Raw genomic sequence first — 11,525 nt, forward strand, 5'->3', positions numbered from 1 at the left:
TTTCCCACGAGGAAGTACTCTTAGGGGGAATCAATCACTGGCTAATTCTCTAGGTCTTTAAAAAAGACCTTTCGTAATAAATTTGCTACTAGCCAATAGCCGCTAGCTAATTACTATTCGCGTGGATTCGTGGTTAAAAAGCCCTTAAAGTAAAAACCCCCGCAATTGCGGGGGTTAATTTATTAAAATACAAAATCTATATCAGATAATCTTCTTTTAACCTCTTCTAGAACTCGTGTCTCTTCTTCTTGATCTTCAGCTACAAAAGTAACTGAGAAACGAACAAAGTGTCCTGCATCATCCCAAGGTACTGTAGAGATCAATTTTTCCTTGATTAAAAACTGGGAAAATTCTTCAGCATTAGTAAATTCTTTACCATCTTTTGTTCCTTTAGGTATTTCTACATATAAGTAGAAAGATCCTTTAGGCTTTTTAGCATCAAAGCCAATTTCTTTTAGAGTTTGAGCTAACATTTCATGGCGTCGAGAGTATTTTTCTGCTGTTTTTTCTGTGATTTCTGGGTGAGTTAGAGCATAAACTGCAGCTTTTTGGATAGCTCTAAATTGTCCAGAATCATTATTATCCTTAACTGTAGCAAAAGCTTTTACAACTTTAGGATTACCTGCTACAAAGGCCATTCTCCAACCAGTCATATTAAAGGACTTGGATAATGATTGAATTTCAATACCAACTTCTTTAGCGCCTGGAACAGATAAGAAGCTTAATGGTTCATTATCATCAAATACTAATCCTGCATAAGCAGCATCATGAACTACTACAATATCATTCTCTTTAGCAAACTCAATTACCTCTTCAAAGAATTCTGTAGTAGTACTAGCTCCTGTTGGATTGTTAGGATAGTTTAAGTATAATAATTTAGCTCTTTCTTTTTGATCAGCAGTCAAAGTGCTTAAATCAGGTAAGAAATTATTTTCTTTAAGTAAGGGAAGTTTAACAACTTCTCCACCTAACCATTCTGTATGAGTTCCCATAACTCCATAACCAGGTGCTGTCATAATAGTAATATCACCAGGATTAATAAAAGCACTTGGTAACATTGCTAAAGCAGGTTTAGAACCAATAGAATGATTAACCTCAGTCTTAGGATCTAATCCATTTACCCCAAAGACATTTTCCATATAGTTAGCAGCTGCTTCTTTAAATTCTGCAATACCATTATCGGCATAAAAACGATTCTCTGGTTTTTGAGCTTCTTTATATAAAATTTCTACAACCTCATCATCAGCCATCCAATCTGGCTCACCAACTCCCATATCGATTAACTCTATATCAGGATTTTCTGCCTTAGCAGCTCTTTTTGCTCTTTTAATCTTTTCGAATTTGTAGATTTTAGTGTCTTTACCGAAATTATTTCCTCCAATTCTCTCTGCGAATAAACTTTGTATGTAACTTTCTTCTGACATAACTTGATTCTCCCTTCTCATGACCTAAATAATTATTGTATGTATTTTTCTTTACTATCTATTATATAGATTTCTTGGAAGTAAATCAACTGTTTATTGAAAAGTATTCTTAATTAATAATGATCAGTGAGTATAAATATTAAATAAATAATAAAAAATCAGATTAATTTTATCAATTAAGTTTAACCTTATTAAAACTTTAAGTATTTAGAAAAAGAAAAAATATTATAAGACAAGATTCAACTGTGGAAAATAATAGATCTTGCTTATCTGGAACAACTATTTAGATTAGAATAAATTCTGAGAGAGAAGAGTAAAAATTAACTAATAAGAATTAATCTTTTTAAAAGTTGAGGATCATCTCAATTATGGGGTTATTCGTGAAACAGTCAATAAGCCTAGAACTGAAGGCCCTTTAACTAAAAATGATTTATTGAAGATAGAAGAGTTAGATTCTCAATATAAAGGAGTAGGTTCCATAGAGGGGATAGAGAAGCTAAGGAACTTAAAAGTTATAAATCTTAATAATAATTTTTCACTTAATATCACTCCTTTAGCAGAGATGAATAATTTAGTAGAATTGTTCTTAGGAGGAAATGATATAGATGATTTAAGTCCATTATCTAAATTAATTAACTTAAAGCGGTTGAGTATTGGGTACAATAAAATAAGTGATATAACACCATTAAGAACTCTAAAGAGTCTTAGAGAGTTAAACTTGCAGGATAATTTAATAGAAGATATTTCCCCTTTAGCTTACTTGACAAATTTAACTGAATTAGATCTTTATATTCTTAAGATTGAAGACATTAGTCCTCTAGCTAATTTAAGTAAATTGGAGCATTTATATATATTAGATAATCAAATTAAGGATATAAGTCCTTTAGCAAAATTAAAAGAATTAGATTGCCTCGATCTTTCAAATAATCAAATAGAAAATCTAGAGGCTTTAGCTGATTTAAAGAGTCTATCTTATGTATTTATTAGGGAGAATAAGATAAAAGATATAAGTCCATTATCAGATTTAACTAATCTGAATAAATTGGATCTTAGAGATAATCCCTTTGATTTATCTAAAGGGAATTCTAATATGAAGGTGATTAAAAAACTTAAAGCTGCTGGAGTTGAAGTGCTTTATTAAGTTAAATTTGATATTATTAAAAGAATTATAGCTAAGAGCTAGAAAAATAGCTGAGATAAATTTTGATCTAATTGAGAAAGAATGAAAAAAGCATATACTAATTTATAAATTAGTATATGCTTTTCTATAAAGCGATTAATTAGTTTGTATAATATATACACCAATTATTATACAAATTGTTCCTATAATTCTTAAGGAATTAATTGGATGTACTGTAGCCCCCATTATTCCAAAGTGATCAAAGATTATAGCTAGTATAATTTGACCTCCAATAACTAAACTGAACATATTTGCAAAGCCAATTTTTTGAGATGTAAATATTGTTGTAAATATATAAAAGGCTCCTAATAATCCTCCAATCCACATCCACCAATCAGATTCTTTTAAGTTTTGTAAAGAGGCTAGACTATCATTTTTACTAACCACATTTATAATAAAAGTCGTACCTAAACCTAAACTTCCTACGATAAAACTAATAAGAGAAGCTAAAGTGGGGCTATTGATAAAGTTCCCTAACTTTGAATTTAAGCCTACTTGGATTGTTATTCCAGCTCCTGCGATGAAAGGTAATAGATAATAAATCAGTTTCATGTTAAATCTCTCCTTTTTATATAATTTAAAACTATAATTGTTATAAAGTATTAATAAGGATATCATGAAATAATCAAGAATACCATCATATCTCTAATATTAAATTCTAACAGTAATAATATTTGTTTAGATTGAATTTATTCTTTTTATTTATACAAGTTAAGAATTATAAACGAGCAAATTTCACACCAATTAATATCAATGATCAATTTTAAATTGTTCTCTACTGATGATATAGATATCAAACCTTTATAGTTAATATGTTTATTAAAGTATATAATAACTATTTCGATTTAATTTTAAAGTTCTAGCTGTGAAAGCTTATATAATTAGCAATAAAATTATTAAATTACTTTAACTTTAAGGCTATATATGGTAATATGAATGTTAAATATTGTTTGAGGAGTGGTATTAGGTGGGGCATAGTTATAAAGAAATATTTGCTTCATTGATATGGAGGTAACCAGTAGCTAATAGAATAAATTATGCCAATAATCAACTAAAATTTAAAGGAGAGTTTATTATGGAAGATAAAAAAGTTATTCTTACTGGTGACCGTCCAACTGGAAAATTACATTTAGGACATTATGTTGGTTCTTTAGAAAATCGGGTTAAATTACAAGATGATTACAATCAATTTGTTATGATTGCTGATGCACAAGCTCTAACTGATAATGCAGATAATCCAAGAAAAGTACGTGAAAATATTTTAGAAGTAGCTCTAGATTATCTTGCTGTAGGAATTGATCCAGAAATAAGTACTATTTTCATTCAATCGTTAGTGCCAGAGCTGGCTGAACTTAATATGTATTATTTAAATTTAGTAACGGTAAATCGCTTAAGGAGAAATCCTACAATTAAGAATGAGATAAAGCAGAAAGCTTTTGGAGAGAGTATTCCAGCTGGCTTTTTAACCTATCCTGTTAGTCAAGCAGCAGATATAACTGCTTTTAAAGCGAATTTAGTACCTGTTGGTGAAGATCAACTACCACTGCTAGAACAGACTGTAGAGATTGTAAGAAGATTTAATAGAATTTATGAAGCAGTTCTAGTAGAGCCTCAAGCTTTAGTATCTAAAGCTGCAAGATTAGTAGGAACTGACGGGAAGAACAAGATGAGCAAATCGTTAGGGAATGCGATTTCTTTAGCTGATTCCCATAAAGTAATCAAAGAGAAAGTAATGGGAATGTTCACTGATCCTAATCATATTAAAGTTGAAGATCCAGGTCAAGTTGAAGGGAATCCTGTTTTTGAATATCTTGATTTATTCGATTCAGACAAAGAGGAAGTTGAAAAATTAAAGACTTATTATCGTAAAGGTGGGCTTGGAGATGTTAAGGTTAAGAAACGCCTTAACCAAGTATTACAAGATTTTTTAAAGCCTATTAGAGAACGTAGAGAAGAGTATGCCAAAGATCCTGAAGAAGTAATGAATATTTTAAAGAAAGGTACTGAAAAAGCAAGGCAGAAAGCAGTTCAGACCGTTGATGAAGTTCGTAAAGCGATGCAAATAGATTATTATTAGAGCTAAGAGTGAAAATCCCCCTTATCAATATTGATAAGGGGGATTTTTGCTAGAAATTTATTTTTCTTTAGACTTGGATTAATATAACTATAAAAATACTAATAATAAATAAGAATAAAATCTTCAAAATTTACCACACTAATCTTAAGAATTTCAATTAAAGGAGACTATAAATGGAAGGCATTATATTTATCATTATTGCAGCAATATCGGGATTAGCGATGGCTATACAAGGCTCTTTAAACTCAGGATTAGGCAAGGTGATAGGAGATTTAGAGGCAACCTTTGTGGTTCATGTTATAGCTACTATGTTAGTATCATTATTGTTATTTATTTTTTCTTTAGGAAAAGGGGATTTATCCCAATTATCTGAAGCACCTTGGTATACTTATTTAGGAGGAATATTGAATGTAATTATTCTTTATGGTGTAATATATAGTATACCAAATTTAGGTGTTGCAAATGCTACTACTGCTATAATTACTGGACAAGTATTAACTGCTATCTTGGTAGATCATTTTGGGTTATTTGGATTAGAAAAAATTCATTTTCAATGGACACAATTAGTAGGGGTATTATTTTTAGCAATTGGGGTCAAACTACTTTATGTAAAGTAAATTTCAAATTATTATAGCTTGACAGACTTGGAAAAATTATATATAATTAAAAACAACAAACACCCCCCTACGGGGAGGGAAAAATAATTGAGGTGATTTTAAATGGGACAAAATACAGTTGAAGTAACAGAAGATAATTTTGAAGTAGAAGTTTTAGACTCTGATCTACCGGTAGTAGTTGATTTTTGGGCTCCATGGTGTGGACCTTGTCAAGCTATTGCTCCAGTATTAGAAGAATTAGGGGCAGAATATTCAGATAAGGTTAAAATTGCTAAGGTAAATGTTGATAATAATTCATCTTTAGCTCAAAAGTATCAAGTAGCTAGTATTCCAAATCTAGTATTTTTCAAGGATGGAGAAGCAGTAGATAGACAAGTTGGATTCTCATCTAAAGAAGATTTGGAGAATAAAATAAATAATATTGGATAATAAAAGGTGGTTTTTCCACCTTTTATTATTTTGAAAACTATAATTTTTGAAAAGTGATTAATTTGTTAGTGGATAAGGCAGAATAAGCATTATAAGCAAGGATATGGCTGTTCTGAAGCCATTTTACAAGCTATCAATGATGAATATAAATTGAATTGAGATGATGATATCTTAGAATTAGCAACAGGATTTAAAAAGGGAATGGGTAGTGAAGAGTTATGTGGTGCTGTTACTGGATTAGTATTAGTTATTAATTATTTCTATGGTCGCTCTGATTTATCTCAATCTACTAGAGCCCCTAAATTAGTTGCAAAGTTTATTAGAAAATTTAAGAATAGATCAAATTATTTATGAGACTAAAACGGAATTGCCTAAAGAATTTCTCGATAGAGGTGGTTTAATGGCTAAAATTGAAGATCAAAAGATAAAAAAAGATTTAATTAACCGCTTAAGAACGGTTAAAGGGCATATTGGTGGAATAGAACGGATGCTCGAAGAAGATAAAGATTGTTCTGATATATTAATTCAAATTTCTGCTATAAAATCTTCGGTTAATAAAATTGGATTATCCTTAGTTGAAAATAATCTTTGTGAATGCATTTTTGAGTCTCTTGAAAATAAAGAAGAAGTAAAAGATTCTGTCAAAGATGCTTTGAAATCCTTTTTAAAGTTTACAAAATAAAGCTCCCTTGGTCATAATTAATCTGGCCAAGGGATTTTTATTTTTAGTCATCCAAGTTTAGGGTGAAACTATTATGTTGTAATATTTTGGCCACTAGCTACTAGCTTTTAGCCTCTAGCTATTAGTATTATTTTTATAAGCTCTAAACCAGGGGCTAGTAGCCAATAGCCAGCAGCTAAAATTGTCCTAATATTTATAGGAAGTCAAGCAATCCATTAAAGTTTAAATATCCTCGTTCGGAAACTATTAATAATACTACTGTGGCAAAGATCACTACAAATAGAATATGTTCTCCCCAACTACCAGTAGTAATATTAGTATTAAATTTAAATTTTTTATCATTAGGATAAAATAGTGGAATACCATGAACATTTAGCATATCAGATAGGATATGACTGATGTATCCTATTAATAGACCATACCAGATTATTCTATTGATCCAGTTATATTTAATTAATTCTTTACTAAGCAAGGCGAATAATATAAAGCCTAAGATACTATGAGTTAATCCGCGGTGCTTGATACCAAACCATTTCAAAGGCTTGCTGATAAACCACAATGTTTTACCTGCTTTACTATTGGCATGGTCTATATCAGGTAATAATGAAGCAATAATAGCTGCAGTATAAAACTTCCATAAATCAGCATTTAATATAGAGCCTTCAATTAGATAAGATAGATCTTTAATATCAAATAATGCTAGTAATTTGACTATAATTACTGCAAATACAAAGCCAAACAGTGAGTGTGTATGGTAAGTCATTTATTTTTCCTACCTTTCTTCAACAATTTTATTTACTACTTTATTATATATTCTATGTTTAATTTTATCAATAGTTGTAGAAAAAAGAAAATAAAAAGTATAATTTAATTCAGATTAGGAAATTATTTCATTGAAACATTGAATACTATTTAGCATAGAAATAAAGTATTAACAGCTAATTATGAACTACTATTACAAGTTATAGGATCTATAATAATGGTAGAAACTTTATTTAGTTTATAGTAAGAAAGTTATTCCAAAGGTGATTTTGATTATATTTCTGATTGTTTTAAGTGAAGGAGTGGTAGATTTATTGTCTTGCAAAGATTGTATTTATTTTATATATGATAGATTTTATTGCTCTAAATTAAAGTGTCATGTTTATTTGACAGATAAATGCTGTTATTTCAAATTAAAAGAAGACGATCAATAATAGTGCTGGATATAATTTCTCCAGCACTATTATTGTAATATAAAGGAATTTTATATTTGCTGTAGAAGTTTATTTAAGTGATAATTAATAAAAAGCAAATTTAAAGGGATATTGTTAAGGATATATACAGTAATAAAAATCAAAAAGGAGAAAATAATGAGAAAGATAGTTATTATATTATGCTTATTGATAGTTATAGTAATTACTAATGGTGTCTATGCAGATAATAATGATATAATAAATAAGAAGCTAGCCGATGCTGCTACTAACTTGTTTGATGATATAAAATTATATAAAGGTTATGTAGTTAAAATTGAGCAAAATAAAGTCTATATTAATCTAGGATACCCTAAAGTAGAACGAGGTGATAAGTTTACTGTAATAAAAGAGGGAGAGGTTTTAAAAGACCCAATCACTCAAAATATTTTAGGAAAGATTGAGATGGAGGTATCTGAAATAAGGATTGATCAGGTTAGAAAAGATTATTCTAGAGGAGAGAATATCGATAGCTTTTCTAAACTTCAGGTTGAAGTAGGAGATAAGGTCATTGCTAATAAATTAAGAAAGCTTTCAATTCTTAACCTGAATAAGTCAGATAAGTTTGCCAAATTATCTAAAAAGTTATTAAATTATTTTGAAAGTTATTTAAAAACAGGTCAAAAAATTAAATTAAGTAAAAGTGATGAATTGAAAAAATTGGTAGAAGGTTTAGAGTTGAAAGAAGAGTTAAATCAAGATGACATTGATTTAATTATAGATAAATTAAAGCTTGATTTTTTAATGACTTTTGATATTTCAGAAGTGTCTAATAGTATTCTGATTTATATACAACTATATTCTAAGAATCCTAAAGCTATGGTAAAAGAAGAGTTAATTACTATAAGTAAAGATAATAGATTAATTAAATATTATTTAAATCAAAGTAATAAAGATCAGCTAAGATTAATTCATCAGAGTGAAGCTTTAGATTTGTTAAGTAGCAGTTTAGCAGTAGGAGATATAAATAATGATAGTCAAGCTGAGATTATTTTAAATAGCAAAGACTCTTTGAAATCTTTTACTTATCAGACAAAGAATTTAATAGAAGGTAATACAATAGATAACTATCAAAGGACAAAATATGATGATTATAAATTAGTGATTGGAGACCTTCGTCATAATGGCAGAAATGAAATTTTTTTTGAAGGTTTTAATCAGTTGTTTAATCTAGAGTGGAATGGTGAAAAATATGAAAACAAACTTTTAGAGGGATTTAGTAGAAACAGGCCCAAAGCTATAGTTAAGCTAAACAATAAGAAATATTTAATTACTAGAGATTACCGCAATAAATTGAAGTTTAATATTTGGCAAGATAATAAATATAAGACTGATTTTGAATTAACAGTGAAAAATAATGAGGGGTACCGAGTAGTATTAGGGGATATAGATCATGATAAAGAAAAAGAAGTAGTATTAACAGCTTATGGTGGAGAAGGGACATATAGGATTAAAGTGTATGATCTATCTGGGAGTTTGGAATATACTTTCCCTCAAAATTATAATTTTCCTATGGCAATAGTAGGTGAGAGTAAAGAATTATTATTAGTCAGTAATTCTGCCCAAAATACTCGAATTATATCTTTTATTTGGGATGGAGATAATTATGTTTCAAAGTGGAAGACTAAAAGTTTTGCTGGAGAAATCAAGGATATAATAGTTTGTGATATAGATAATGATAATAGAGAAGAGATAATAGTTTTGGAAGTAGAGGATAAAAAAAGTAGAATTTATATTTATCAAAGAGATTTTAATAAAAGATAGTATGATAGCTTGTAAATATTATTTTTCCAAGATAAAATAATATTTAGTTAGTATAAATAATAAAATATAGCTTTAATCTAGGAAATTAAGCTATAAATTTATATACTTTAGATTATAAGAATATATATAATATAAGGTTGCTATTTAGATAGAGGAGGTTATTATGAAAAGGGCTCATATTATTGGTATTGGTGGAATAGCTATGTCGGCTATTGCGCAATGTTTAATTCAGCTAGGATATACAGTAACAGGATCTGATTTAAATCATAATCATCTAATTGAAGAGTTGAGAAATCAGGGGGTAGAGATTAGTATTGGTCATAATGAAGCTAATGTTTCTCCAGAAGTGAAGAAGGTTATCTTCTCAGATGCTATTCCAGCTCATAATGTTGAGATTCTAGCTGCTAAAAAGTATAATTTAGAATTATTAGGTCGATCTGATGCTTTAGCTTGGCTTACTGAGGAGAAAGAGGTTATTTCGGCAACTGGAACTCATGGGAAGACTACTACTTCAGCTATGATTGCCCACTTATTAGAGTTAGGGAAGAAAGAGCCTAGCTTTATTATTGGTGGTATTTTGAATAATTTTGATAGTAATTTTCGAGCTAATCGTGGAGATTACTTTGTATTAGAAGGTGATGAATATGGAAAGTCATTTTTAAAGTATTCATCAGACATAGGTGTAATTACAAATATTGAGTATGATCATCCAGATATTTATGCTGATATGGATGAAGTATTGGAGACTTATCATCAATATGTAGATAATTTAACTAAATGCTTAATTACTAATCAAAAGGTCATAGATCAACTTAATTTAACTCCTAGGAAAATGGATCTTGATATAATAACGGTAGAGATTGATGATCAAGAGGCTGACTTTACTGCTATTAATATTAGAGAAGAAGAATTATCATCATATTTCACTTTAAGGTATAAAGGTGAAGAAGTTGGAGAGTTTAAGGTTAATTCTTTGGGAGATTATAATATTAAACATGCTTTAGAAGCTATTGCAGTAGCTAATTATTGTGGGATCTCTTTTGAAGAAATGAAAAGAGCTATAGCTTTATGGAAAGGTGTAAAAAGAAGATTTGAGATTTTAGATGAACGAGAAGATAGGATTGTAATTAGTGATTATGCTCACCATCCTAGTGAAGTGGATGCAGTAGCAGAAATTTTTGAAAGGATTAAAACAGATAAGAAGAAGGTATTAATTTTTCAACCACACCAATATTTAAGAACTAAAAGTCTATTTAAAAATTATGAAAATGTTTTAGATAAGTTATTAGATGAAAAGGTTATTTTTAAGATTTATAAAGTTAGAGAAAAGGTTTCAGAAGAAGAATTAGAAAGCTTAGGTAATAAGCTCAGTCAGAGCATAAGTAGGGGAGATACAAAATATTATAATCAAACTGATAAATTAACAAAATGGCTTAATAATTATCGAAAAGAAAACGATGCTATATTTTTATTCTTAGGTGCAGGGAATATAGATGATTTTGCCCGAAAATGGGTTTCTAAAGGTTAAAAGCGATATCGCTTTTAACCTTTTTTTAAAATTATAATTTTTCAACTTATGTTTAGAAGAATATTAATTTAATATATTGCTTTAGGAAGTTAGGTTATAGATGTTAGAGCTTAGTTAATTTGTTCCTCCTAATATTCACTACCTATTTTCTACCATCTATTTTTCTTTTTTATCAGTAACTTTATAGAAATAAATAGTAAATTTCTCATCTTAATAGTAATAATCCACCTTTGATTTCTATAAATATTAATAGATAATAATTTTCTTAAAGGAGGTGGGAGATTACTAGCTTAAGCTAGTAATCTTTAATTATGTTAGTAACTATTATTATTTTAATAGGTGTGATTGTAGCTGCTGTATGGTGGAAAAGAAAAGAATATTATAAGAAGTCCAAGACTTTAGAAGTTAAAGCTAATAAGGAATCAGAAGAGGGCAAAGTAGTAGCAAAGGAGTTTAGCGTTGGATATGCAGATGGGTTAAATGATGAGTTTGAAGAGATAGAAGAAGAGATAGAAGAAGAGATAGAAGAAGAGATAGAAGAAGAGATAGAAGAAGAGATAGAAGAAGAGATAGAAGAAGAGATAGAAGAAGA

At 29.1% G+C, this 11,525-nt stretch carries 12 protein-coding genes; 9 read left to right on the forward strand and 3 right to left on the reverse strand.

What is annotated here, in order from left to right; genetic code table 11:
* Positions 1-182: 182 nt before the first annotated feature.
* A complete protein-coding gene (locus OREMA_RS0106275; RefSeq protein WP_018248422.1) occupies positions 183-1,424 on the reverse strand; it encodes an LL-diaminopimelate aminotransferase in 1,242 nt (413 codons plus the stop codon).
* Between the two features lie 433 nt (positions 1,425-1,857).
* On the opposite strand from OREMA_RS0106275, the gene OREMA_RS17285 reads away from it, so the two are divergent.
* A complete protein-coding gene (locus OREMA_RS17285) occupies positions 1,858-2,565 on the forward strand; it encodes a leucine-rich repeat domain-containing protein (RefSeq protein WP_018248423.1) in 708 nt (235 codons plus the stop codon).
* A gap of 135 nt (positions 2,566-2,700) precedes the next feature.
* Here the strand turns inward: OREMA_RS17285 and OREMA_RS0106285 are convergent, their stop codons facing one another.
* Positions 2,701-3,156: a DMT family transporter gene (locus tag OREMA_RS0106285; RefSeq protein WP_018248424.1), complete on the reverse strand. Its 456-nt coding sequence runs from the start codon at positions 3,154-3,156 to the stop codon at positions 2,701-2,703.
* 523 nt (positions 3,157-3,679) lie between these two features.
* On the opposite strand from OREMA_RS0106285, the gene trpS reads away from it, so the two are divergent.
* The 5 genes from trpS (at position 3,680) to OREMA_RS0106310 (ending at position 6,409) form a co-directional block, all read left to right on the forward strand.
* On the forward strand, positions 3,680-4,681 hold the full coding sequence (gene trpS, locus OREMA_RS0106290) for a tryptophan--tRNA ligase (RefSeq protein WP_018248425.1): 1,002 nt from the start codon (positions 3,680-3,682) through the stop codon (positions 4,679-4,681).
* Between the two features lie 173 nt (positions 4,682-4,854).
* Entirely contained in the window at positions 4,855-5,298 is a 444-nt protein-coding gene (locus OREMA_RS0106295; RefSeq protein ID WP_018248426.1) for a DMT family transporter, read from the forward strand.
* Positions 5,299-5,400: 102 nt separating this feature from the next.
* The gene (trxA, locus tag OREMA_RS0106300) at positions 5,401-5,727 is read left to right on the forward strand and encodes a thioredoxin (protein WP_018248427.1); all 327 of its coding nucleotides are present in this window, start codon (positions 5,401-5,403) and stop codon (positions 5,725-5,727) included.
* A gap of 168 nt (positions 5,728-5,895) precedes the next feature.
* A complete protein-coding gene (locus tag OREMA_RS18635) occupies positions 5,896-6,081 on the forward strand; it encodes a C-GCAxxG-C-C family protein (RefSeq protein ID WP_276324739.1) in 186 nt (61 codons plus the stop codon).
* Between the two features lie 46 nt (positions 6,082-6,127).
* Positions 6,128-6,409: a metal-sensitive transcriptional regulator gene (locus OREMA_RS0106310; RefSeq protein ID WP_018248429.1), complete on the forward strand. Its 282-nt coding sequence runs from the start codon at positions 6,128-6,130 to the stop codon at positions 6,407-6,409.
* A gap of 193 nt (positions 6,410-6,602) precedes the next feature.
* Here the strand turns inward: OREMA_RS0106310 and OREMA_RS0106315 are convergent, their stop codons facing one another.
* Positions 6,603-7,172, reverse strand: a complete 570-nt coding sequence (locus tag OREMA_RS0106315; protein ID WP_018248430.1) for a metal-dependent hydrolase — start codon at positions 7,170-7,172, stop codon at positions 6,603-6,605.
* Between the two features lie 589 nt (positions 7,173-7,761).
* On the opposite strand from OREMA_RS0106315, the gene OREMA_RS0106320 reads away from it, so the two are divergent.
* The 3 genes from OREMA_RS0106320 to OREMA_RS17290 form a co-directional block, all read left to right on the forward strand.
* Entirely contained in the window at positions 7,762-9,405 is a 1,644-nt protein-coding gene (locus OREMA_RS0106320) for a hypothetical protein (protein WP_018248431.1), read from the forward strand.
* Positions 9,406-9,568: 163 nt separating this feature from the next.
* Positions 9,569-10,933, forward strand: coding sequence for a UDP-N-acetylmuramate--L-alanine ligase (murC, locus tag OREMA_RS0106325; RefSeq protein ID WP_018248432.1), 1,365 nt, complete (start codon positions 9,569-9,571; stop codon positions 10,931-10,933).
* A 311-nt stretch (positions 10,934-11,244) separates the two neighbouring features.
* A partial coding sequence (locus OREMA_RS17290) for a hypothetical protein (protein WP_040657324.1) occupies positions 11,245-11,525 on the forward strand: 281 nt, incomplete at its 3' end.

It is taken from the genome of Orenia marismortui DSM 5156 (assembly GCF_000379025.1).
In the GTDB taxonomy this organism is placed as follows: domain Bacteria; phylum Bacillota; class Halanaerobiia; order Halobacteroidales; family Halobacteroidaceae; genus Orenia; species Orenia marismortui.